The organism is Bradyrhizobium pachyrhizi (assembly GCF_029714545.1).
In the GTDB taxonomy this organism is placed as follows: Bacteria; Pseudomonadota; Alphaproteobacteria; order Rhizobiales; family Xanthobacteraceae; genus Bradyrhizobium; species Bradyrhizobium pachyrhizi.
On sequence record NZ_CP121667.1, the window covers coordinates 6,771,737 to 6,796,339 of the forward strand.

The 24,603-nt window shown below is 65.7% G+C and carries 20 protein-coding genes; 11 read left to right on the forward strand and 9 right to left on the reverse strand.

All coding sequences use genetic code 11. From position 1 onward, the window contains the following. From glgX to treY, 3 genes are read left to right on the forward strand one after another with little or no spacing between them, the layout of a single operon-like run. The gene (glgX, locus tag QA639_RS32135) at positions 1–2,073 is read left to right on the forward strand and encodes a glycogen debranching protein GlgX (protein ID WP_168856920.1); all 2,073 of its coding nucleotides are present in this window, start codon (positions 1–3) and stop codon (positions 2,071–2,073) included. Beyond that, on the forward strand, positions 2,070–3,821 hold the full coding sequence (gene treZ, locus QA639_RS32140; RefSeq protein ID WP_283088035.1) for a malto-oligosyltrehalose trehalohydrolase: 1,752 nt from the start codon (positions 2,070–2,072) through the stop codon (positions 3,819–3,821). The genes glgX and treZ overlap by 4 nt, the downstream gene beginning before the upstream one ends. Before the next feature lie 4 nt (positions 3,822–3,825). Next, positions 3,826–6,606, forward strand: a complete 2,781-nt coding sequence (gene treY / locus QA639_RS32145) for a malto-oligosyltrehalose synthase (protein ID WP_283088036.1) — start codon at positions 3,826–3,828, stop codon at positions 6,604–6,606. A gap of 9 nt (positions 6,607–6,615) precedes the next feature. Here the strand turns inward: treY and QA639_RS32150 are convergent, their stop codons facing one another. Further along, positions 6,616–6,924: a polyhydroxyalkanoic acid system family protein gene (locus QA639_RS32150; RefSeq protein WP_028332694.1), complete on the reverse strand. Its 309-nt coding sequence runs from the start codon at positions 6,922–6,924 to the stop codon at positions 6,616–6,618. Positions 6,925–7,092: 168 nt separating this feature from the next. On the opposite strand from QA639_RS32150, the gene QA639_RS32155 reads away from it, so the two are divergent. Next, entirely contained in the window at positions 7,093–7,257 is a 165-nt protein-coding gene (locus tag QA639_RS32155; protein WP_021080901.1) for a DUF3309 family protein, read from the forward strand. Between the two features lie 175 nt (positions 7,258–7,432). Here QA639_RS32155 and ligD read toward each other — a convergent pair whose 3' ends face one another. Continuing rightward, a complete protein-coding gene (gene ligD, locus QA639_RS32160; protein WP_283088037.1) occupies positions 7,433–10,075 on the reverse strand; it encodes a DNA ligase D in 2,643 nt (880 codons plus the stop codon). A 116-nt stretch (positions 10,076–10,191) separates the two neighbouring features. Here ligD and ku point away from each other — a divergent pair, with 116 nt between their 5' ends. Then, on the forward strand, positions 10,192–11,079 hold the full coding sequence (gene ku / locus QA639_RS32165) for a non-homologous end joining protein Ku (RefSeq protein WP_283088038.1): 888 nt from the start codon (positions 10,192–10,194) through the stop codon (positions 11,077–11,079). 109 nt (positions 11,080–11,188) lie between these two features. On the opposite strand, the gene QA639_RS32170 is transcribed toward ku, so the two are convergent. The 7 genes from QA639_RS32170 to QA639_RS32200 all read right to left on the reverse strand — a co-directional run bounded on the left by QA639_RS32170 (position 11,189) and on the right by QA639_RS32200 (position 19,617). After that, the gene (locus QA639_RS32170) at positions 11,189–11,431 is read right to left on the reverse strand and encodes a DUF6496 domain-containing protein (protein WP_076823917.1); all 243 of its coding nucleotides are present in this window, start codon (positions 11,429–11,431) and stop codon (positions 11,189–11,191) included. 83 nt (positions 11,432–11,514) lie between these two features. After that, complete coding sequence (locus QA639_RS32175; RefSeq protein WP_028332698.1) at positions 11,515–12,204, reverse strand: response regulator; 690 nt, start codon at positions 12,202–12,204, stop codon at positions 11,515–11,517. Beyond that, positions 12,201–14,912: a sensor histidine kinase gene (locus tag QA639_RS32180; protein ID WP_028332699.1), complete on the reverse strand. Its 2,712-nt coding sequence runs from the start codon at positions 14,910–14,912 to the stop codon at positions 12,201–12,203. Before QA639_RS32180 ends, QA639_RS32175 begins: the two co-directional genes overlap by 4 nt. A gap of 39 nt (positions 14,913–14,951) precedes the next feature. Then, complete coding sequence (locus QA639_RS32185) at positions 14,952–15,557, reverse strand: K(+)-transporting ATPase subunit C (protein WP_283088039.1); 606 nt, start codon at positions 15,555–15,557, stop codon at positions 14,952–14,954. A 12-nt stretch (positions 15,558–15,569) separates the two neighbouring features. Continuing rightward, positions 15,570–17,681, reverse strand: a complete 2,112-nt coding sequence (kdpB, locus tag QA639_RS32190; RefSeq protein ID WP_028332701.1) for a potassium-transporting ATPase subunit KdpB — start codon at positions 17,679–17,681, stop codon at positions 15,570–15,572. A gap of 23 nt (positions 17,682–17,704) precedes the next feature. Then, entirely contained in the window at positions 17,705–19,408 is a 1,704-nt protein-coding gene (gene kdpA, locus QA639_RS32195) for a potassium-transporting ATPase subunit KdpA (protein WP_157345482.1), read from the reverse strand. A 119-nt stretch (positions 19,409–19,527) separates the two neighbouring features. Then, a complete protein-coding gene (locus QA639_RS32200; protein ID WP_016846764.1) occupies positions 19,528–19,617 on the reverse strand; it encodes a K(+)-transporting ATPase subunit F in 90 nt (29 codons plus the stop codon). A gap of 484 nt (positions 19,618–20,101) precedes the next feature. Here QA639_RS32200 and QA639_RS32205 point away from each other — a divergent pair, with 484 nt between their 5' ends. The 6 genes from QA639_RS32205 to QA639_RS32230 all read left to right on the forward strand — a co-directional run bounded on the left by QA639_RS32205 (position 20,102) and on the right by QA639_RS32230 (position 24,503). Next, positions 20,102–20,566: a hypothetical protein gene (locus QA639_RS32205; RefSeq protein WP_050383266.1), complete on the forward strand. Its 465-nt coding sequence runs from the start codon at positions 20,102–20,104 to the stop codon at positions 20,564–20,566. Between the two features lie 13 nt (positions 20,567–20,579). Beyond that, on the forward strand, positions 20,580–20,855 hold the full coding sequence (locus QA639_RS32210) for a hypothetical protein (RefSeq protein ID WP_283088040.1): 276 nt from the start codon (positions 20,580–20,582) through the stop codon (positions 20,853–20,855). 174 nt (positions 20,856–21,029) lie between these two features. Next, positions 21,030–21,284: a hypothetical protein gene (locus tag QA639_RS32215; protein WP_028352033.1), complete on the forward strand. Its 255-nt coding sequence runs from the start codon at positions 21,030–21,032 to the stop codon at positions 21,282–21,284. A gap of 7 nt (positions 21,285–21,291) precedes the next feature. Next, a complete protein-coding gene (gene dapA, locus QA639_RS32220) occupies positions 21,292–22,221 on the forward strand; it encodes a 4-hydroxy-tetrahydrodipicolinate synthase (RefSeq protein WP_050383267.1) in 930 nt (309 codons plus the stop codon). A gap of 99 nt (positions 22,222–22,320) precedes the next feature. Beyond that, a complete protein-coding gene (locus tag QA639_RS32225; protein WP_038377250.1) occupies positions 22,321–23,745 on the forward strand; it encodes an NfeD family protein in 1,425 nt (474 codons plus the stop codon). Beyond that, positions 23,742–24,503, forward strand: a complete 762-nt coding sequence (locus QA639_RS32230) for a slipin family protein (protein WP_028332707.1) — start codon at positions 23,742–23,744, stop codon at positions 24,501–24,503. The genes QA639_RS32225 and QA639_RS32230 overlap by 4 nt, the downstream gene beginning before the upstream one ends. The last annotated feature ends 100 nt before the right edge of the window (positions 24,504–24,603 follow it).

Genomic DNA, 24,603 nt, shown 5'->3' on the forward strand with positions numbered 1-24,603 from the left:
ATGCGACTGACCGGGGGTACGTCCGCACGGCTCGGTGCAAGCTGGGACGGCAGAGGCACCAATTTTGCGCTGTTCTCGGCGAATGCGGAGAAGGTGGAGTTGTGCCTGTTCGACGGCCAGGGCCGCCGCGAGCTCGAGCGGATCGAGATGCCGGAGCGCACCGAGGACGTCTGGCACTGCTATCTCAACGACGTCTCGCCGGGCCAGCTCTACGGCTATCGCGTCTACGGGCCCTACGCGCCGGAGCGCGGCCATCGCTTCAACGCCAACAAGCTGCTGCTCGATCCCTACGCCAAGCGGCTCGCCGGCCGGCTGGTATGGAGCGATGCGCATTTCGCCTACCGCACCGGCAGCGCGCGCGAGGACCTCTCGTTCGACCGGCGCGACAATGCCCGCGGCATGCCGAAGGCGGTCGTGGTCGACGAGACCTTCAACTGGGGCCGCCGCGAGATCCGGCCGCACATTCCCTGGGAAGACACCATCATCTATGAGGCTCACGTCAAGGGCCTGACGCAGAAGCGCGAGGACGTGCCGCCGAACCTGCGCGGCACTTATGGCGGATTGTCGTCGCCGGCGATGATCGCCCACCTCAAGCGGCTCGGCGTCACCACGATCGAGCTGTTGCCGATCCACGGCCTGATCGACGACCGTATCCTGGTCGAGAAGAAACTGGCGAACTACTGGGGCTACAACACCATCGCCTTCTTCGCGCCGGAGGCACGCTACGCCCAAGACAATGCACTCGATTCCTTCCGCACCACGGTGGCGCGGCTGCACGATGCCGGCATCGAGGTGCTGCTCGACGTCGTCTACAACCACACCGCCGAGGGTAACCATATGGGCCCGACGCTGTGCTTCCGCGGCATCGACAATGCCTCCTATTACTGGCTGAACCGCGAGAACCCGCGCTTCTACGACGACTTCACCGGCTGCGGCAGCTCGGTCAACCTCACCCATCCGCGCGTGCTGCAGATGGTGATGGATTCGCTGCGCTACTGGGTCGAGGTCTGCCATGTCGACGGCTTCCGCTTCGATCTGGCTACCACGCTGGCGCGCGGGCCGAACGGGTTCGATCGCAACCACCCCTTCCTCACCGCGATCCGCCAGGACCCGGTGCTGGCAACCGCCAAGATGGTCGCCGAGCCCTGGGACCTCGGTCTCGGCGGCTACCAGGTCGGTGCGTTTCCATCGCAATGGTCGGAATGGAATGATCGCTATCGCAGCGCGATGCGGCGCTACTGGAGCGGCGAAGGCAGCCTGATCGGCGACATCTCGGGCCGCATGACCGCGTCGTCGGATTTGTTTCACCACGACAACCGCGCGACCCGCGCCAGCGTCAACCACATCACGGTGCATGACGGTTTCACGCTCGCCGATCTCTTCAGCTACAACGAGAAGCACAACGAGGCCAACGGCGAGGACAATCGCGACGGCTCCAACGACAACCACAGCAACAATTGCGGCCATGAGGGCCCGACCGACGATCCCGCCATCATCGCGCTGCGCCGCCAGCTCAGGAAGAATGCGCTGGCCTGCCTGCTGCTGGCGCAAGGGACGCCGCTGATCCTCGCCGGCGACGAGGTCGCCAACACGCAAGGTGGCAACAACAACGCCTATTGCCAGGACAACGAGACCGGCTGGATCGGGTGGGAGAACCTCGGCACGGACGACGACGCCATCGATTTCATCGGCCACCTGACTGCGCTGCGCCAGCGCTTCGGCCAGATCCGCTGCCAGCGCTGGCTCGACGGCCGCCGCACAGACGGCAGCTACGGCGTGCTCTGGCTGACGCCGGCAGCGGAGGAGATGAAGGAATCCGACTGGAAATTCCCCGAGAGCCGATTCCTCGCCTATGTGCTGGGGCCGATGGAACCAGGACAGGCGCCGATCTTTATCGTGCTCAATGCCGCACCGCAGGAGATCGTGTTCAGGATGCCGAGGATGGCGGAATACAAGAGCTGGCGGCAGGTCCTGAACACGACCAAGGCCGAGCAAACGGCTGAGCAGTTCGCATCCGGCGCCGATACCAAGGCACCGCCGCGCTCGGTGCTGGCATTTGCAGGCTCCACATGAATAGACAACATTTCGGCGCTGAGCTGACATCTGATGGCACGCGCTTCCGGCTCTGGGCGCCGGCTGCCAAGCGCGTCGACCTCCTGCTCGACAAACCACATCGGCTCACGCGCGATGCGGCCGGCTGGTACGTCGCCGAGATCCCGGGCGCGCGCGCCGGCACGCGTTACAAATTCCGCATCGATGACGAAGTCGATGCGCCGGATCCCGCCTCCGCATTTCAGCCGGACGACGTGTTCGGCCCGAGCGAGGTGATCGACCACGCCGCCTTCAAGTGGCGCGCGACGGACTGGCGCGGCCGTCCCTGGCATGAGGCCGTCGTCCTCGAGGCCCATGTCGGCACCTTCACACGAGAGGGCACCTATCGCGCCATGATCGACAAGCTCGATCATCTCGTCGCGACCGGCATCACCGCGCTCGAACTGATGCCGCTGGCGGATTTCCCCGGAGGGCGCAACTGGGGTTATGACGGCGTGCTGTGGTACGCACCCGACAGCGCCTACGGCCGTCCCGAGGACCTCAAGACCCTGATCGACGAAGCGCATCTGCGCGGGCTGATGGTGATGCTCGACGTGGTCTATAACCATTTCGGGCCCGAGGGAAATTATCTCGGCCGCTATGCGCCGTCCTTTTTCAGTAACGCGCACACCCCGTGGGGCAGCGCGATCGACTATCGCGTGCCCGAGGTGCGCGCGTTTGCGATCGGCAGCGTGGTGAGCTGGCTGCGTGACTATCGCTTCGACGGGCTGCGGTTCGATGCGGTCAACACCATCGTCGAAGCCGGCGAAGTCTCCGTGCTCCATGACTTCAGCAAGGCCGCCGGCAAGCTCGCCACCGAGACCGGCCGCTATATCAACCTCGTGCTCGAAAACGGCGACAACATTGCAAGCCTGCTCGATGCCGCCGAGGATCCGCCGCATGGCAAATTCCGCGGCCAGTGGAACGACGACTATCATCACGCCTGGCACGTGCTGCTGACCGGCGAGACCCAGGGCTATTATGGCGATTACCGCGCGCCGAAGCAGGACCTCGCACGCGCGCTGTCGTCCGGCTACATCTACCAAGGTGAAGTCTCGGAGTTCTGGGGCGGCAAGGCCCGCGGCGAGCCGAGCGGCATGCTGTCGCCGACCTGCTTCATCAACTTCCTGCAGAACCACGACCAGATCGGCAACCGGCCGCTCGGCGATCGTCTCGTCAGCAGTGCCCTGCCGGAGGCGGTCGCGGCGGCGCTGGCGGTGACGCTGATCGCGCCGACCACGCCGATGCTGTTCATGGGCGAGGAATGGGGCGCGACAACGCCCTTCCCGTTCTTCTGCGATTTCAAGGGCGATCTAGCCAATGCCGTCCGCGCCGGACGGCGCAAGGAGTTCGCTTGGGCCTATGCCAAATACGGCGACGACATTCCCGACCCGCTCGCCGACGAAACGGTGCGATCGGCCGTGCTCGACTGGGCGGCGCTCGGCCATGATCCGGCGCGCGCACGGCTTGCGCTGGTGCGCGACCTGCTCGCCGTGCGCCGGCAGGAGATCATGCCCCGGCTCAGAGGGTGCCGCTTCGGCGACGCCATCGTGGCGGGCGACCTGTTGACGGCGCATTGGCAGATGGGCGACGGCGGCACGCTGCGGCTGACAGCCAATTTGTCCGATCGCGACATCCCCGATGGACCGGAGCCGAAGGGAACTGCGATCTGGGGCGGCGCGTTGTCGAACGACCTCCCCGGCTGGGCGGTGCGCTGGCACATCGGATAGCACAATGCCTCCGGCGATCCCGATCGCGACCTACCGTCTGCAACTCACCGCCGATTTCGACTTCGATGCCGCCGCCGGCGTGGCGCCGTATCTGAAGGCGCTCGGCATCAGCCATGTCTATGCGTCGCCCTTCATGAAGGCGCGCAAGGGCTCGACCCACGGCTATGACGTCGTCGATCACACCAAATTCAATCCGGAGCTCGGCGGCGAGGAGGGCTTTGCGCGGCTGAGCGACGCATTGAAGCGCCATGATCTCGGCCTGATCCTGGATTTCGTGCCGAACCATGTCGGCGTTCACTTCGCCGACAATCCGTGGTGGCTCGATGTGCTGGAATGGGGACCGGCGTCGCCGCACGCGATCTCCTTCGACATCGATTGGGACCAGCTGCCCTATCGCGCGCGCGGCGGCGTGCTGCTGCCGATCCTCGGCTCGTCCTATGGACTGGCGCTGGAGCGCGGCGACATCGAGCTGCGCTATGACGCGAACGAGGGCAGCTTCTCGGCCTGGTATTTCGAGCACCGCCTGCCGATCGCGCCGGAGCGCTATGGCGAGGTGCTGCGCACCATCGTCCGCGAGGCCGCGGCCGAAGACAGCCCGACCGGACGCGCGATGCTCGAGCTCGCCGCGCAATACCGGGGGCTGCGTCACCCCAACCGCGCCGAAGCGCCGGCGCTGAAGGCGGCGATCAAGGCGATCGAGGGCGGCGCCGACATCATCGCACGCGGCCTCGATGCCTATCGCGCCGGTGAGGACCGCCCGACCCAGACGCTGGCACTGCATCATTTGCTGGAACGCCAGCACTACAAGCTCGGCCACTGGCGGCTGGCGTCCAGCGACATCAACTATCGCCGCTTCTTCGACGTCAACACGCTGGCCGGCCTCAGGGTCGAGGACGCCGCTACCTTCGAGGCGAGCCATAGCCTCGTGAAGCGGCTGATCGCCGAAGACCGGCTGCAGGGCCTGCGGCTCGACCACATCGACGGCCTGCGCGATCCTGCGCAGTACTTCCAGCGGCTGCGCCGTCTGGTCCGCTCCGCGCAGGGCGCGAAGACCAGGCCGTTCTACATGGTGATCGAGAAGATCCTCGGCGAGGACGAGAAGCTGCCGAAATTCAGCGGCGTTCACGGCACCACCGGCTATGAATGGATGAACACGATCAGCCAGGCACTGGTCGACGGTCGCGGCCTCGATCCACTCAACGAGATCTGGCGTCAGATCAGCAACCAGTCGCCGAACCTGACGCCGGTGTTGCGCGAGGCCAAGCAGCGCGTACTGGAGACGCTGCTCACCAGCGAATTCACCGTGCTGGCGCGGCTGCTCGCGCGCATTGCCAGCGGTCACTACTCGACCCGCGACTTCTCCGGCGACAGTCTGCGGCAGGCGCTCGAGCTCTATGTGCTGCACTTTCCGGTCTATCGAACCTATCTCACCGCCTCGGGACCAGCCGCGCATGACCGCACGCTGATCAGCGAGACCATCAAGCGCGCCCGCGCCGACTGGTTCGCCGCCGACGAAGGCATCTTCGATTTCCTGCGCGATGCCTTGACCATGGACCTATTGCAGCCCGGCCGGCCGCCGCATGGCGCGCCGCGGGTCCGCCGCTTCGCGCTGAAGGTGCAGCAATTCACCGGGCCGATGATGGCGAAGTCGCTGGAGGATACCGCCTTCTATCGCTATCACCGGCTGCTGGCGCTCAACGAAGTCGGCGGCGATCCGGCGGCGAGCGCGATCGCACCCGAGACCTTCCACTCCATGATGCAGGCCCGCGCCCGCGAATGGCCGCACGGCATGACGGCGACCGCGACCCACGACACCAAGCGCGGCGAGGACGCCCGCGCCCGCATCATGGCGCTTGCGGAAATCCCTGGCGAATGGACCAGCGCGGTGGCGCGCTGGAAAGTGCTGAATGCGCCGCATCTGGTGCTCGACGGCGAGATGCGCGCGCCGTCGGCGACGTTCGAATACATGCTGTATCAGGCCCTGCTCGGCGCCTGGGATCCCGATGACGCGTCGCTCGCCGCCCGCATCCAGGCGTACGCGCTGAAGGCGGCGCGCGAGGGCAAGCAGGAAACCAGCTGGCTCAATCCGCACGAGCCTTACGAGGCCGGCGTGAAAGCCTTCATCGAGCGGATCCTCGATCGCAAGACCTCGCCGGAATTCCTCGATGCGCTGAGGACGCTGGCGCAACGGACCGCGTTGATCGGCGCGCTGAATTCGCTCAGCCAGATCACGCTGAAGGCAACCATGCCGGGCGTGCCGGATTTCTACCAGGGCACCGAAAGCTGGGATCTTTCGCTGGTCGATCCGGACAACCGCCGCCCGGTCGACTTTACCGAACGGGCAGGAATGCTCGCCGCATTGGAGATGCCGGATTGGGATGCGCTGGCGCAAAACTGGCGCGACGGCCGTCTCAAATTCGCATGGACGCGGCATCTGCTACGGCTGCGCAGCGAGATGGCCGATGTGTTCACCAGCGGCGACTACGTGCCGCTCGCCGTCAGCGGCCCGCACCGCGATCACGTCATTGCCTTCGCGCGACGCCATGGCCGCGAGGCGGCCATCGTTGCGGTGGCAAGATCATTCGCCCCGTTCACGCGGGGCGGCCGCAGCTGGCCGCGCCCCGGAGCTTTTGAGGGTGAAATCGACGCAGCTGGATATGCGCTCAGGGATGGCGCAACCAGGATTCAGCTCCCGGAACTGTTCGGCAATCTGCCGGTTGCCGTGCTCAAGACAAGGGTCGCGGGGACGAAACGCACCGCCAAGCAGGCGCGCTCGCACGCCTGACGTCCTGCGTCAGCGCTTGGTCAGCAGCAATTGCCCGCGCTTGCGGATCGCCGCCTGCGCGACCTCGGCGAACCGTTGCAGCAGCCACGGCAGCGTCACCTCGACCCGCACATGGGCATCCTCGACATCGACATGCCCGGCCGCGACCTGCCCCAGCGCCCGGACGCGAAAGCTCATCCGGTTGTCGTCCCAGCGCTCCTCCTCGACGCTCATGACCGGCAGGTTCGCCGTCGCGCGCGACAGGCCCGTTTTCAAGCGGCGCATCGCCTCGTCGCGGCCGAGGCTATGGGGTATCGAAACGATCAGCGGCGCCGACATTGCGATGCACTCCTCCGTGGATTTCGTTGATGTAGTTCTGTTCCAAGGCAAACGGAAGAACCACACAGGTTTATCGCACCGCCAGCTCCGGAACCTTCACAGTTACGGGTTGTTTTCCTTCCCGAAGGGCAGAAACGAGACGGGCCCGCGGGGCTGAGGAGACGCTAGATGTCAATTGGAACGATCATTCTCATCATCCTGGTCATTGCGCTGCTTGGCGGCTTCAGCGGCATCGGCGGCGGACCGTTTTACGGCACCGGCTATTACGGCGGCGGCGGGCTCGGCCTGGTCATCGTGATCCTGCTGATCCTGCTCCTGCTCGGACGATTGTAGCGCGTGGCGCCACTGCGCCCGATGATCCACATCAACGACTGTCATCACCCGCGCAAGCGGGTGATCCAGTATTCCAGAGACGTTTGCGATTGAACCGATAAGCCGCCGCGTACTGGATACCCCGCTTCCGCGGGGTATGACGAACCAAGCCAGCGGCGCGCTTGCCCAACAGTTTCTACTGCGCCGCGAGCTTCTTCATCGCCGATTTGATCGACGACGCTGCGTCCTCGTAGCCGTCCCAGGCCTTCGTCTTCGCGAGCAAGGCCGGCACGGTGCGCAGCGTGAATTTCTTCGGATCGAGATCACCGCGCAGCTGCGACCAGGTCAGCGGCATCGACACCGTCGCCCCCGGACGCGCCCGCGGCGACAACACCGCGACCGCCGTCGACATCCTGTCGTTGCGCAAATAGTCGAGGAAGATCTTTCCCGTGCGCTTGGCCTTGGACATGTTGATCAGATAGCGCTCGGGATCGTCCTCCGCCATCCACTGGCAGACCGCCTGCGCGAACGCCTTGGCCTCCTTCCACGTCACCTTGTCCCTGGCACCGGCGAGCAGCGGCGTGACGACGTGCAGACCTTTGCCGCCCGTGGTCTTGCAGAAGCTTTCGAGGCCGACCGCGGTCAGCCGTTGCCGCATATCCTTGGCGGCGTCGATCACGTCGGTGAACGCGACATCGGGCGCGGGATCGAGATCGAACACCAGCCGGCCCGGCGTGTCATAGGCATCCGGCGCGCAATTCCAGGGATGCAGTTCGAGGCCGCCGAGCTGCGCGACCGCCGCCAGGCCCTCGATCTGGTCGATCTGCAAATAGGGTTTGCGGTCGCCCGAGACCTTCGCAAGCTTGAGCAATTTTGATGTGCCGGCCATCGCATGGCGCTGGAAGAAGGTCTCGCCCTTGATGCCGTCGGGCGCACGCACGATCGAGCACGGCCGGCCCTTGAGATAGGAAATCATCCATTCGCCAACCGCCTCGAAATAGTTCGCGAGGTCGAGCTTGGTCACCGGTTCGCCATCGCCCGCATCAGGCCACAGCGCCTTGTCCGGGTGCGAGATGACGACACCCATCACCTCGCTGGACGCCTTCCCGGCGCCCTTCTTCGCCACGCCCTTGGCCATCGGCTTCACCACTTTGGTTACAACCGGCCGCTCGGCCTCGACCTCGTGCGCCGGCTTGTCCTGGCGCAGGCCCTTGAAGGCGGCCTGGCGGATATTGCCGGCGTCGGTCCAGCCGGCGAACTCGATCTCGGCGACCAGCTCCGGCTTGAGCCAGTGCACGTCGCGGGTCTTCTTCGGCGCGTCCTTGCCGCCGAACGGGCTCTTGTCCGCCTCCGCCGCCTTCAGCGCCGGCATGATGCGGCGGACCGTGTCCTGGCCGAAGCCGGTGCCGACGATGCCGACAAAAGCCAGATGATCGCCGCGATAGACGCCCGCCATCAGCGAGCGGAATTTGCCATTGGTGGTCTTCCAGCCGCCGAGCACCACCTCATGGCCGGCGCGGATTTTTGCCTTGGTCCAGTCGTCGGAGCGGCCGGAACGGTAGGCGCCGTCGAGCCGCTTGGAGACGATGCCTTCGAGACCGAGCTTGCGTGCGGAATCCAGCACCGCCTCGCCGCGCTGCTCGAAATGCTCGACATAGCGGATCAGGAGGTTCTTGCCCTTGCGCGCCGCGAGCAACTGCTTCAGCCGCGTCTTGCGCTCGGCGAGCGGCAGCGGGCGCAGGTCCTCGGTGCCGGCGAACAGCAGGTCGAAGGCGTAGAAGATCAGCCGATCCGTCTTGCCGTCGGAGAGCGCAGCCTGCAGCGTCGAAAAATGCGGCGTGCCGTTCTTGTCGAGCGCGACGATCTCGCCATCGATCAGCGCGTCCGGCAGCTTCGAAGCCTCCTTCACGATCGCGCCGAACTTGGCGGTCCAGTCGAGCCCCTTGCGCGTCTTCAGCACGGCCTCGCCGTCTTCGACGCGGAGCTGCACGCGGTAACCGTCGAACTTGATCTCGTGGCACCAGCCCGTGCCATTGGGTGGAGACTCCACCGCGGCGCAGAGCTGCGGCGCGACGAAATCGGGCATCTCCGATACCTGCTTCGGTTTCGCCTGCCGCGCCACTTTCAGCCGCTCCTTGGGCGCCGGCGCCTTGGTCCTGGCGCGCGCGTCCGCAGCCATGCCGTGGTTGGACTGCCAGACCGCGTCCGCCTTGGCCTTGCCGTTGCCCTTGGCCAGCATGAACGGCTTGGGCGCCCGGCCCTTGCCGGCCGCGATCTGCGCCATCGAGCGTCCGGAAGCGACCGAACGGTCCTCATCGAGGACCTCCTCGCCGTTGCCGTCAACGGCATATTCGTCGCGGTGCTTGATCAGGAGCCAGTTGGTGCGCTTGCCGCCAAAGCGGTCGCCCTTCATCCGGACCAGTACCCAGCTGCCGTGCAGCTTGTCGCCCTCAAGCGTGAACTTCAGGTCGCCCTTCTTGAAGCCGCGCTCGGGATCGTCCGATTCCCAGGTGCCGCGATCCCACAGTTGCACCGTGCCGCCGCCATACTGGCCTTCGGGAATGGTGCCTTCGAAATCGCCATAGTCGAGCGGATGATCCTCGACCTCCACCGCCAGCCGCTTGTCATGCGGATCGAGCGAAGGCCCGCGCGTCACCGCCCAGGACTTGAAGACGCCGTCGAATTCGAGCCGCAGATCGTAATGCAACCGCGTCGCGTCGTGCTTCTGGATGACGAAGCGCCGCTGCTTGCTGGGTGCGACCTTGACGTCGCCTGACGGCTCGCTGGTCTTCTCGAAGTCGCGCTTCTTGCGATAGGTGGACAGGTTTCTCAGCGACACAACAAACCTCGGCAAACCCTCGGCGCAAACGACAGCCGCCGCCTCCGTGCGGCCATCAGGAACCAAAACCCACGGTATCTGTTCAAGTTCCAAACTCAAGCTGTTTGGAGGCGATCATGGCCGCTCCCCGCGCCTACTGGAAAGGCACGCTTAAGCTCTCGCTGGTGTCATGTCCGGTGGCGCTCTACCCGGCCTCGACCGCGGTCGAGAAGACCCGCTTCCACATGATCAACCGGGAGACCGGCAACCGGCTGAAGCAGCAGATGGTCGATACCGAGACCGGCGACGTTGTCGAGGGCGACCAGAAGGGCCGCGGCTACGAGGTCAGCAAGGGCAAATATGTCGAGATCGAGAAGGACGAGCTCGAAGCGGTCCAGATCGAGAGCAACCATACCATCGACATCGACAGCTTCGTGCCCGAGGGCGAGATCGACAAGCGCTATCTCGACCACCCCTACTACATCAGGCCCGACGGCAAGGCCGGCGTCGACGCGTTCGCGGTGATCCGCGACGCCATGAAGGATCAGGACCGCGTCGCGCTGGCGCGGATCGTGCTGACCAACCGCGAGCATGTGATCGCGATCGAGCCGCTCGACAAGGGCATGCTCGGCACCACCCTGCGCTACCCCTACGAGCTGCGCGACGCCGACGATTATTTCGACGACATCAAGAGCCCGAAGGTCACGAAGGACATGATCGAGCTCGCCGGCCATATCCTCGACAGCAAGGCCGCGCATTTCGATCCGTCGAAATTCAAGGACGAGTATGAGTCCGCGCTGAAGGCCCTGGTCCGCCGCAAGGCCGCCGGCAAGCCGATCAAGGCCGCCGAGCGCGAGGAGAAGCCAAGCAACGTCGTGAGCCTGATGGACGCGCTGCAGCAGAGCCTCAAGGGCGGCAAGAGCGGCGCAAGGCGCTCGCGCTCCACCGCGCGCCGCCCGGCCTCGCATCGCCGCGCCGTCAAGAAGACGCACCGGTCAAGCGCGCGGCGACGCAAGGCGGGGTGAGGCAAATTTCACTCGTCATGCCCGGGCTTGCCCGGGCATCCATCGACTTGGTCAGAACGACGTGGATGGCCGGGTCAAGCCCGGCCGTTACGAAGCAGGCAGCCTAACCCTACTTCTTCTTCGAGCTCTTCCGCTTCTTGGCTGTCTTGCGCTTCTTCGCCGTCTTCTTCTTTGACGACTTCTTCGGCACCTTCCTGCCCTTGGCGCGGGCCTCGGACAGACCGATCGCGATCGCCTGCTTGCGGCTCTTCACCTTCTTCTTGGAGCGACCGCTGCGCAGCGTGCCGGCCTTGCGTTTCTTCATCGCGCCCTCGACATCGCGCGATGCCTTCCGCGAATATTTCCTTGCCATGGTTTCTCTCCCGGTGAGGGAAAGTAATCCTCGCCGCGAGCAATGGTTCCAGATCGCGGGTTGTGAGCCGTCTGACGCTTGTGCTAATCCGCCGCGCGCAGCCGATAGCCGATGCCGGTCTCGGTCAGCACGAATTGCGGACGCTCCGGGTCGGCCTCGATCTTCTGGCGAAGCTGGCGCACATAGACGCGCAGATATTGCGCGTCGGTCAGTTCGTCCCACAATTCCTTCAAGAGGAAGCGGTGGGTCAGCACCTTGCCGGCATGCTGCACCAGCACGCGCAACAGGTCATATTCCTTCGGCGATAGCTTGATCTCCCTGTCGCCGACCTTGACGATCCGGCGCACCAGGTCGACCGAGAGATCGCCGGAGCGAAACACCGGCCGCTCGCCCTGCACCTGCAACTGGTGGCGCAGCGCCGCGCGCAGCCGCGCCAGCAATTCGTCCATGCCGAACGGCTTGGTCAGATAGTCGTCGGCGCCGAGGTCGAGCGCCTGCACCTTGCCGGCCTCGTCGCCGCGGCTCGACAGCACCACGATCGGGACGCTCTCGTTGCGGCCGCGGATCATGCGCAGGAGGTCATGGCCCTGGATGTCGGGCAATCCGAGGTCGAGGATGATCAGCGCGGGTCCCTCACCCAGCATCTCCAGCGCCAGCTTGCCGTTGGATGCCTCGAGGATGTCATAGCCCTGCGTACTCAGCCCCATCCGCAGCAGCTTGCGGATCGGCGGCTCGTCGTCGATGACCAGGACCTTGATCGGCGTCGCGTTCATGCAGCAGTGTCCAGCGCGTTGGTGTCGGCGGGGATCGGCAGGCGGATGGTGATGACGGCGCCGCTACGGTCGGCGCGGTTGGCCGCCGCGATCGTGCCGCGCATCGCCTCGACGAAGCCGCGCGAGATCGCAAGCCCAAGGCCGGTGCCGGGACGGACATGATCGCCCTTCTCGGCTCGATAGAATTTGTCGAACACGCTTTCGAGCTCGGCCGCGGGAATCCCGTTGCCTTCGTCGAGGATCTGCAGCGCGATGGTGTCGCGATCGCGCGCCCCGCGGATCGAGATCGTGGTGTCCGACGGGGCGTATTTGGCGGCGTTGTCGAGCAGGTTGAACAGCACCTGCTCGAACAGCACGGCGTCGAGCTCCAGCATCGGCAGGTCGGCCGCGAGCTCCAGCGATACCCGGTGATGCACCAGGATCTTGCCCGCCCGGCGCAGCGCGCTGCCGACGATCTCGCCGACATCGTGCCGCGCCGTGTTCGGCACGATCGCGCCGGATTCCAGCTTGGTCATGTCGAGCAGATTGGCGATGAACCGATTCAACCGCTCGGACTCGTCGATCACGGTGGCGAGCAGATCGTGCTTCTGCGCATCGCTCAGGTTGGCGCCGAGGTCGCGCAGCGCCGAGGCCGAGCCGAGCACCGAGGCCAGCGGCGTCTTGAGATCGTGCGAGATCGAGGTCAGGAGCGCGCCGCGCAGCCGGTCGGATTCCACCGTGCGCTTGACGCGATCCATGTCCTCGACCAGCAGCACGCGCTCGATCGCCAGCGCGCCTTGGTCGACCAGCGCATCGAGCAGCCGGCGCTGGTCCGGCGTCAAGAGCGGGCCGGTGCGGTCGTCGTCGATGCCGATCACGCCGATCGGGCCGCGGCCGGTGCGCATCGGCAGGAACAGCCGTTTTCCGCCCGGCAGCGTGTCGGAGCCGCGACCGGCCGGACGGTCGTTGCCCCAGGCCCAGTTGGCGGCGGCGAGATCAGCCTGGTCGAGCTGATCCTCCGGCGGATAGCCGCTCTTGACGGTCAGCATTCCGTCCTCCGGCAGCAGCAGCACCACGCGCACCTTGAGCATCAGCGCGATCTGGTAGGCGGTCGCCCACAGCACGTCGTCCAGCGTCGCGGTGCCGGCAAGCTTGCGGCTGAAGGCGTAGAGCGACTCGGTGGTGCGGACCCGGCTGATTGCGGTGTCGGCCTGGGTGCGCACCCGCGCCGCGACGTTGGAGACCAGGAGCGCGATCAGCATGAAGAAGAAGAACGCCGCGACATTGGTCGGGTCGGTGATGGTGAAGGTATAGACCGGCGGCAGGAAGAAGAAATTGTAGCACAGCGAGGCCGCGACGCTCGCCAGCAGCGACGGCCCGAGGCCGTAGCGCGCGGCGGCGCCGACCACGGCGGTGAGGAAGACGAGGTCGACATTCTCGATGCCGAAGAACGGCTGGATCAGCTTGGCCGCGCCGAGCCCGAGCGCCGCCAGCAGCAGCGCCATCAGATAGGGCCGCGGATTGAACGGCTCCTGCCGCTGCGCGGTCTGCACCGCCGCCTTGCCGACCGGCAGCTCGTCGCCGGCGATCACGTTGACGCTGATATTGCCGGCGCGGCGCACCAGATCGTGCACCACGGACCCATGCGTCAGCTCGAACCAGCGCGAGCGCGTCGACTTGCCGATGATGATCTGGGTGACGTTGTTGGCCTGGGCGAAATTGATGACGTCGTCGGCGATGCGGCGGCCGACGCCGGGAAGCGTCAGCGCCTCGCCGCCGAGCGATTCCGCGAGCCGCATGGTGTCGGCCAGCCGGTCGCGCTGCTCGTCGGAAAGTTGCAGGCTGCGCCGCGTCTCGATGCTGACCGCGGTCCATTGCGCATGCAGCCGGTCGGCGAGGCGCTTGGTGTAGCGCACGAGGCCGGCCGCGCGCGGATCCTCGCTCAGGCAGACCAGGATGCGCTCGCCGGCGGCCCAGGGTCCGGCAATCGCATTGGCCTGCATGTGGTTGAGCAGCTGCTCGTCGACCCGCTCGGCGGTACGGCGCAGCGCCAGCTCGCGCAGCGCGGTGAGATTGCCGGGCGAGAAATAGTGCTCCAGCGCCCGTTCGGCTTGTCTCGGTACATAGACCTTGCCCTCCTTGAGCCGCTGGATCAGATCGTCGGGCGTCAGGTCGATCAGCTCGATGGCATCGGCGCGATCGACCACCGAGTCGGGCACCGTCTCGCGCACCCGCACATGGGTGATCTGCGCGACGACGTCGTTGAGGCTCTCGATGTGTTGGATGTTGATCGCGGTGTAGACGTCGATGCCGTGCGACAGCAATTCCTCGACGTCGAGGTAGCGCTTGGGATGCCGGCTGCCCGGTGCATTGGTATGGGCGAGCTCGTCGACCAGCGCGAGCTGCGGCCGCCGCGCGATCAATGCGTCGAGGTCCATCTCCTCGAGCGTCTGGTCGCGATAGGTTAGCCGCTTCCGCGGCAGCACCTCGAGGCCCTTCAGCAGCGTCTCGGTCTCGACCCGACCGTGGGTTTCGACGACGCCGACCACGACGTCGACGCCCGCCTTGAGGCGGGCGTGGGCGCTCGAGAGCATCTCGTAGGTCTTGCCGACGCCGGGGGCGGCGCCGATGAAGATCTTCAGCCGCCCCGATCGATCGGTCTCCCGACGCGCCGCCTCCAGCAGCGCATCCGGCGAGGGTCGTTTGTCAGGGTCGCGCTGATTGGCCATACCGCAATATAGTCATCCTGCGAGGGGCAGCCTACTCCCCTATTTCGGCATTGCCGCGTCGAGCGCCAGGTTGAGCGCAAGAACGTTAACACGGGGCTCGCCGATCACGCCGGCGAAGCGGCCCTGCGTGTTCTGCGTCACCAGCTCGCGCACCGCATCCTCGGACATGCTGCGCGCCCTGGCGACCCGCGGCACCTGGAACAGCGCGGCGTCCGGCGAGATGTCCGGATCGAGCCCACTGCCCGACGTTGTCACAAGATCGACCGGCACGCTGGCGGACGGGTTCTCCGCCTTCAGCTTCTCGACATCCTCCTTGACCCGGTCGTTCAGCGCCTTGCTGGTCGGGCCGAGGTTGGAGCCGCCGGAATTGGCCGCGTTGTAGGGCGCCGGCACGGTCTTGGAAGAATCATTCGGATCGGGCGCGACCGTCGCCGACGGCCGGCCGTGGAAGTATTTATCTTCCTTGAACTCCTGCCCAATCAGGGCGGAGCCGATCACCTTGCCGTCCTGCTCGATCAGGCTGCCTTGCGCCTGCCGCGGGAAGATGACGCCGGCGATCCCGGTGATGGCGAGCGGATAAGCAAGGCCGGTGATCGCGGTCAGCAGGACCAGCACGAGGATGGCGGGGCGGATTTCTTTCAACATGATTGCGGCTCCTTAAGCTAGGCCCAGAGCGGCGACGACGAGGTCGATCGCCTTGATGCCGATGAACGGGATGATGATGCCGCCGAGGCCGTAGATCATCAGGTTGCGGCCGAGCAGCGCGCCGGCACCGACCGCGCGATACTTGACGCCCTTCAACGCCAAGGGAATCAGCGCGATGATGATCAGCGCGTTGAAGATGATCGCCGACAGGATCGCGCTCTGCGGGCTCGCCAGGTGCATGACGTTCAGCACCTGGAGCTGCGGATAGAACGCGAGGAACATCGCGGGGATGATCGCAAAATATTTTGCGACGTCGTTGGCGATCGAGAACGTGGTCAGCGCGCCGCGGGTCATCAGCAGCTGCTTGCCGATCTCGACCACCTCGATCAGCTTGGTCGGGTTGGAATCGAGGTCGACCATGTTGCCGGCCTCGCGGGCGGCCTGCGTGCCGGTGTTCATGGCGACGCCGACATCGGCCTGCGCGAGCGCCGGTGCGTCGTTGGTGCCGTCGCCGCACATCGCGACCAGCTTGCCCTTGGATTGCTCGTCGCGGATCAGCTTGAGCTTGTCCTCGGGGGTTGCCTGCGCCAGGAAGTCGTCGACGCCGGCCTCTGCCGCGATCGCGGCCGCGGTCATCGGGTTGTCGCCGGTGATCATCACGGTGCGGATACCCATCCGGCGCAGCTCGGCAAAGCGCTCGCGGATGCCACCCTTGACGATGTCCTTCAGATGCACGACGCCGAGCAGCTTGCCGTCCTTCGCGACGGCCAGCGGCGTGCCGCCGGCCTTGGCGATCTCGTCGGCGATCGACTGGATCTCGCGCGCTTCGGCGCTCATCGTCGCCGCGACCGCGCGGACGGTGTTGCCCGAGGCGACGGTGCGGGGCGAGCCGCCGTCGACATAGGCGAGGATGGCGTCCACCGCGCCCTTGCGGACCGACGAGGAGCCTGCATCGATGCCGCTCATGCGGGTCTGCGCGGTGAACGGCACGAACGTCGCGGCAAGCTCATGCATGTCACGGCCGCGAATGCCGTATTTCTCCTTGGCCAGCACCACGATCGAGCGGCCTTCCGGCGTCTCGTCGGCTAGCGAGGCAAGCTGCGCCGCGTCGGCGAGGTCCTGCTCGGCGACGCCGCGGATCGGACGGAACGCGGTCGCCTGGCGGTTGCCGAGCGTGATGGTGCCAGTCTTGTCCAGCAGCAGCGTGTCGACGTCGCCGGCAGCTTCCACCGCGCGGCCGGACATCGCCAGCACGTTGAAGCGCACCAGGCGGTCCATGCCGGCGATGCCGATCGCCGACAGCAGCGCGCCGATCGTGGTCGGGATCAGCGTCACGAACAGCGCCACCAGCACCACGACCGAGATCGAGCCGCCGGCATAGGCCGCATAGCTCGGGATCGTCACCGTCGCGAACACGAAGATGATGGTGAGGCCGGCCAGCAGGATGTTGAGCGCGATCTCGTTCGGCGTCTTCTGCCGCTCGGCGCCCTCCACCAGCTTGATCATGCGGTCGATGAAGGTCGAGCCCTGGGCCGCGGTGATGCGGACGCGGATCCAGTCCGACAGCACCTGGGTGCCGCCAGTGACCGCGGAACGATCGCCGCCGGACTCGCGGATCACGGGCGCGGATTCACCCGTGATCGCGGCTTCATTGACCGAGGCCACGCCTTCGATCACCTCGCCGTCGGACGGGATGTTGTCGCCGGCCTCGACCAGCACGACGTCGCCGACCTTCAGTGAGGTGCCGGGCACCATGCGATAAGTCCGGTCGGTGCCGGTCAACAGCTTGGCCTGGCTCTCGGTCCGGGTCTTCTTCAACGATTCCGCTTGCGCCTTGCCACGGCCTTCGGCGACGGCCTCGGCGAAGTTGGCGAACAGCACCGTGAACCAGAGCCAGAGGATGATCTGGAAGGTGAAGCCGAGATTGGCGCTGCCGGTGACGAGGTCGCGGACGAAGATCACCGTGGTCAACGCGGCCACGACCTCGACCACGAACATCACGGGGTTCTTCGCCATCAGCCGGGGATCGAGCTTGACGAAGGCCGAGCGGATCGCCGGCACCAGGATCTTCGGGTCGAACATGGTCGACGCCGTCACCTGCTTTTGCAGTCTTGTGGTTTCCATGGTTGTCACTCCGGACAATTCGATCAGAACAGGGTGTTGGCGTTCATGGCGAGGTGCTCGACGATCGGCCCGAGCGCCAGCGCCGGGAAGAACGTGAGACCGCCGATGATCAGGATCACGCCGATGACGAGGCCGACGAACAGCCCGCCGGTGGTCGGGAAGGTGCCCGCCGAGGCCGGGATCGACTTCTTCTCGACCAGCGAACCCGCGATCGCCATCGCCGGCACGATCATGAAGAAGCGGCCGACGAACATCGCGGAAGCGAGCGTCAGATTGTAGAACAGGGTGTTGCCGGTGAGGCCCGCGAAGGCCGAGCCGTTATTGCCGGTGGCCGAGGTGAACGCGTACAGCACCTCGGTGAAGCCATGCGGGCCGGAGTTCGCCATCGAGGCCACCGCCGACGGCAGTACCACGCCGACCGCGGTCCAGCCGAGATACATCAGCGGCAGCACCAGGATCGCGAGCATCGCCATCTTGACCTCGCGCGCCTCGATCTTCTTGCCGACATATTCCGGAGTGCGGCCGACCATCAGGCCGGCGACGAAGATCGCAAGCACGACGAACAGCAGCATGCCGTAGAAGCCCGCGCCGACGCCGCCGATGATGACCTCGCCGAGCTGCATGTTGATCAGCGGGATCATGCCGCCGAGCGCGGTGAAGCTGTCATGCATGGCATTGACAGCGCCGCAGGAGGCGGCAGTCGTGACGACGGCGAACAGCGAGGACGCGACGATGCCGAAGCGGACCTCCTTGCCCTCCATGTTGCCGCCGGTGAGGCCGAGCGCGTGCAGCGCCGAGGTGCCGTTGGCTTCCGCCCAATAGGTGACGGTGACGCCGGCGACGAACAGGATGCCCATCACGGCGAATATCGCCCAGCCCTGGCGTTCGTTGCCGACCATGCGGCCGAACACGTTGGTCATGGCGGCGCCGAGCGCGAAGATCGAGACCATCTGCACGAGGTTCGACAGCGCGGTCGGATTCTCGAACGGATGCGCGGCGTTGGCGTTGAAGAAGCCGCCGCCATTGGTGCCGAGCATTTTGATCGCGACCTGCGAGGCCACCGGCCCGAGCGCGATGGTCTGCTTGCCGCCCTCCAGCGTGGTGGCGTCGACATAGGCGCCGAGCGTCTGCGGCATGCCCTGCCAGACCAGGAACAGCGCGTAGACGACGCAGATCGGCAGCAGCACGTAGAGCGTGCAGCGCGTGACGTCGACCCAGAAATTGCCGACGGTGCGCATCGACGAGCGGGTGAAGCCGCGGATCAGCGCCATCGCCAGCGCGATGCCGGTCGCCGCCGACAGGAAGTTCTGGTGGGTCAGGCCGACCATCTGGACCAGATAGGACAGCGTGCTCTCGCCGCCGTAGTTCTGCCAGTTGGTGTTGGTGATGAAGGAGATCGCGGTGTTGAAGGAAAGGTCCTCGGCGACCGCCGATTGCCCGGCCGGATTGAACGGCAGCACCGCCTGCAGCCGCATCAGGCCGTAGATGATGGCGAAGCCGCCGACATGGAACAGCAGCATGGCGACCGTATAGGTCAGCCAGTGTTGCTCACGGCGCTCGTCGACGCCGCCGACCCAGTAGATGCCGCGCTCGACCGGGCGCAGCACGGGCGACAGGAAGGTGCGCTCGCCGTTGAACACGCGGGTCATGTACCAGCCGAGCGGTTTGACCAGCGCGGCAACGATCGCGCAGAACAGAATAATTTGAATCCAGCCGATGACGGTCATTGCGTCAAACCTTTCGAATGGGAGCGAAGCGCAGCATCGACGCGAACAAGCCGAGCAACAGCCCGGTCAGCACCGCGTCGGCTAACAGAATTGTGCAAAGCGTTGACATCGCGGGCCGCCTAGAAGCGTTCGGGCCGCAGCAATGCGTAAGTGAGGTAGAACAGCAGGCCGAGCGAGACGAGGCCGGCGAGCGAGTAATCGAAGATCATCGCCGCCTCCCCTATAGCCGTTCGCAGGCGTAGGCGTAGCCGATGCCGGCCGCAAAGAAGCCGACCGCAAGCGCCGCCATGAGAATGTCCATCATGAGAGACTCCTATGCGTCCGAGGAGGCGCGGTGGGCGACCGTATAAGCGCTCCGCGCCGGATGGCCGTGAGGTGCCATCCGGGGCATAGGTTTTCGAGAGGTGGCGAATAAGGACGTTATAGGAATCCTATAAAGGTGGCAGGCGCTCTCCGCAGTCGTCCCGGCGAAAGCCAGGACCCATAACCACAGGGCCGAGTTTTGCGATGGCTGGGGCCCCAACCTGATCTCACAAGCAGATTCGGTGGCAATGGGTCCTCCGCCAGGACGACAGCTTGGTCTTTATGGAATCCCTATATCTCCGTCCCCCGCCTCATCTCGTTTTCAAATGGCGGTCCGGCCATTTTTGGCTTGCGGCCAATACCCCGGGCCGCGCAAGACGAGATGACGCCATGTCAGTGCTTTCCCAAAACACCTCCATCGATCTCGGCGAACGGCTGCGCGACGCCTATGCGGTCACAGCCGAATTCATGGCCGACATCATCAGCCAGACCTGCCGGCGCTTTCCCTCGGTCGGACAGAGCGGCAAGACCCGCCGGGTCGAGCGGCTGATCCAGTCAGGCGCCTGGACCGACGCCGCGATCGCGCTGCTCGATCTGGAACTGCCGCAATGGCAGATCCGCCGCCTGGTCTATGACGAGGGCGAGTGGCATTGCGCATTGTCGCGCGAACGCGAGCTGCCCGACTGGCTCGACCAGTCGATCGAGACTCACCACACCGATCTTGCGCTTGCGATCCTCAGCGCCTTCGTCGAGGCGCAGCGGATCTCCGCACCCGATAGCCGAACCAGCGTGCCGACGGTGCGTCGCGACACGCGGGCGCTGTACGAGCCGCTGTTCGTCGACAATATCGGCTGATGGCGGCGCGGCCGTGGACACCAAACAACTGCCGCGGCAGCTGCAGTCGGTCCAGGTCATGGTCCGGTTCGGCTTCCGGCTTGCCATCATGATCGGCTTTGCCGTGTTCGCCGGCGCCGGCTTCGGCAAGGGCCTCGTCACGCTGTTGTGGATGTCGGCCGTGATCTGCGCCTTTGCCGGGATCGCCCAGCGCGAAATGCCGTTTGCCGCAAACCTCAACCACTGGGACGAGATGACCGCCTATGTCGCGCTGTGCGCGCTCGGCACCGGCATCGTCCAGCGCCTCTAGACCATCCCCACAAATCCTATGCCGCTCCTATGAAGTCGGTCGTCCTTCGCGCTCGATTTCATATCCGGCAAATCAGACATTGATCGCGTGACCGTGACTGAAGCGTGTTCGAACGAACCGGATACCGGTTCGCGTGAGGAAAACGCGTCAGAAACAACAAGAAGGACCACCACCGTGAAACTCGTCGAACCTCCCTCGTGTAGCGCCGCGTCCACCGTCGTCTTCATCGGCCGCAACCATCGCGGCCAGTGGGTCGCCCAGCAACAGAACGGCCTCTATGGCGGCCTGTTCGTCAACCGCGCCCAGGCCCTCAAATACGCGCTGTTCGAGAACGGCCAGCATCCTGAAATGATCGTCGAGTTGTCGCGAGAGATCGAGCTCGATATGCGCGGCGAGACCGCGAGCTTCCCCGCAAGCCGCGTGGCATGAGCCACCCATGACCTGGCAAACGGCTGCAAAAGCCGACCTGGCCGGATGGCTGTCGGGCTTCATCCCCGATCTTCCGACCCCCTTCAACCATCGGGGCGAGATCGACGCGGACGCGTTCGGCCGGCTGTGCGAGCGCCAGATCGCGGCGGGTGCCACCGCGCTGGTGGTCGGCGAGACCGCAGGTGAAAGCGCGACGCTGGAGCCTGCGGAACGCGCGCAGCTCGTCCGCATCACGGCCGACGTCGCGCGCAAGCGGGTCCGCATCATCGCCGGCGCCGGATCGAATGCGACCGGTCATGCCGTCACGCTGGCCCGGGCCGTGGAAGCGGCCGGCGCCGACGCCGTCATGTCGGTCGTGCCCTATTACAACAAGCCGATGCCACAGGGCACGGCGGCGCATTTCCGCGCCGTCGCCGCGGCCACTACGCTGCCTGTCATCCTGCACGACATTCCGTCGCGCACGGTCAATGGCCTTGCCGACGAGACGCTGCTCGAGCTCGCCGCATCGCCGCGCTTCGTGGGTTTACGCGACGGCAGCGGTGACGTTGCCCGGCTGGCGCGCCTGCGCTCACGCCTGCCGGCGACATTCCGGATGCTGACCGGCGACGATGCCTCCTCGCTGGCCTGGCTCGCCACCGGTGGCGATGGCTGCATCTCGGTCGTGACGAACGTCGCGCCCGATCTATACGTGGCCGTTCACAGGCATTTCCGCGAGGGACGATTGTATCAGGCGCGGGAGTTGCACCAGCGCCTGGTGCCGCTTGCGACCTTGCTGGAGCGCGAGCATCCCGCCGCATTGAAGTTCGCGCTGGCGCTTCTGGGATTCATGCAGCCGGCGACGCGGCTGCCGATCGTGCAATTGAACGGGTCGGCAAAGGCCGAGGTCTCGCAGGCGATGGCTGAGCTTGCCGACGAGTACCTCGCAGCCGCGCATTGAGATTTGCCGACCCGACATATGCCATCGCAATGCACAATGCGATCAGCGCACGGTGCCCGTGACACGACGCCAACTTGAGGTTCCGAAACGGCGCCCCATATGCACGGCAAGGGAGTGCTTGCCGTGCACACCACCTTCAAGGCGGCCCTCGTTGTTGCGACCGTCCTGGTCGCGCTGATTATCTCCATCCGTCCCGGTCCGGCCGCGGACAACAGCCGTCTTGCTCTGACCATTTCAATCGACGGGGCCATCGGGCCGGCAGCAGCCAGCTACGTCAAGGACGGCCTGGCCAAGGCTGCCGAGCGTCGCGCCGAAATTGTCATCCTGCGTTTGAATACCCCAGGCGGTCTCAGCACCAGCATGCGTGAGATCATCGCCGACGTGCTGGCCTCGCCCGTTCCCGTGGTCGGCTACGTTGCGCCATCCGGCGCCCATGCCGCGAGCGCCGGGACCTATATCCTCTATGCGACCCATCTCGCGGCCATGGCGCCCGGCACCAATATCGGCGCCGCGACGCCGGTGCAGATTGGCGGCCCGATACCGGGGCTGCCGGGCGGCACCCCGGACAAGGGCGGCAAGGACCAGAAGGACGGCGGCCATCCGTCCGAAACCAAGGATGCCATGACCGCGAAGGCGACGAATGATGCCGTTGCCTTCATCCGCAGCCTCGCCGAATTGCGCGGTCGCAATGCCGACTGGGCCGAGAAGGCGGTGCGCGATGCCGCCACCCTCTCCGCCAACGCCGCGCTGCAAGCCAACGTCATCGATCTCACCGCGCGCGACCCGGCCGACCTGCTCAGGCAGGTCGATGGCCGGACGATCGAGCTCCCCGGCGGCAAGACGCAACGCCTGGCGACCAGGGACGCCGCGATCGAGGCCATCGATCCAACCTGGATCGCGCGCGCGCTTGCGGTCATCACCGACCCCAACATCGCATTCATTCTCCTGATGGTCGGCATCTATGGCCTGATCTTCGAGTTCATGTCGCCCGGTGCCGTGGCGCCGGGGGTTGTCGGGACGATCTGCCTGCTGCTCGGCCTCTACGCACTCAACATGCTGCCGATCAACTACGCCGGCTTCGCCCTGATGCTGGTCGGGATCGCGCTGCTCGCAATCGAGGCCTTCAACCCGACCGTCGTGATCGGCCTCGGAGGAATCGTCGCCTTCGTGCTTGGAGCAGCCATGCTGTTTCGGATCGAGGCGCCCGGATACCGGCTGTCATGGCCGGTCATCGGCATCGTCGCCGCGATGTTCACGGGGCTCATTCTCGTCGTGCTCGGCGCGCTGCGCCGCGCGCGCAAGGGCCCGGTGCGGATCGGTGCGCAAGCCATGCGCGGGCTATCGGCCGAGGTGCTCGACTGGTCGGAGACCACAGGTCACGTCTTCACCAACGGCGAACGCTGGCAAGCGCGCAGCACCGAGACATTCACCGCGGGAGACACGGTCGAGGTCGCCAACATCATCGATTTGACGCTGGTGGTACGGCGTGCGCCGGCCTCTCCCGGCGAAGGAGGTACAGCATGATGCTTGATTATTTCACCTATGCGGCGATCGCGCTGCTGATCATCGTATTCCTGACCCAGGCCGTGCGCGTGCTGCGCGAATACGAGCGCGGCGTCATTTTCACGCTCGGCCGCTTCACCGGGGTGAAGGGTCCGGGGCTCATCATCCTGATTCCGGTGGTGCAGCAGCTGGTGAAGGTCGATCTCAGGGTGGTGGTGCAGGTGGTGCCGCCACAGGACGTGATTTCCCGCGATAACGTCTCGGTCAAGGTCAACGCCGTGCTCTACTTCCGCATCGTCGATCCCGAGCGCGCCATCATCAAGGTCAGCGACTACATGGCTGCGACCAGCCAGCTTGCGCAGACCACGCTGCGCTCGGTGCTCGGCAAGCACGAGCTCGACGAGATGCTGGCGGAGCGCGACAAGTTGAACGCCGATATCCAGGAGACCCTCGACAGGCAAACCGACGTCTGGGGCATCAAGGTCACCGGGGTCGAGATTAAGGATATCGATCTCAATGAGACGATGGTGCGGGCGATCGCCAAGCAGGCCGAGGCCGAGCGGCTGCGACGCGCCAAGGTGATCAACGCGATGGGCGAGCAACAGGCCGCCGAGAAGCTGGTCGAGGCCGGCCGGATCCTCGCCCAGGAGCCGCAGGCGATGCAGCTGCGCTACTTCGCAGCGCTGCACGACATTGCCGGCGAGCGCTCCTCCACCGTGGTCTTCCCGCTGCCGATGAACCTGCTCGATCATCTGGCGCCGCGACGTGAAGCGACGTGAACTGGTCTGCTAAAGCGTGATGAGATTGGGCTGTGTAGCGACTACGACGGCACCGCGCTCCCTTTCCCCGCTCTTGCGGGGAGAGGGTTGGGGTGAGGGG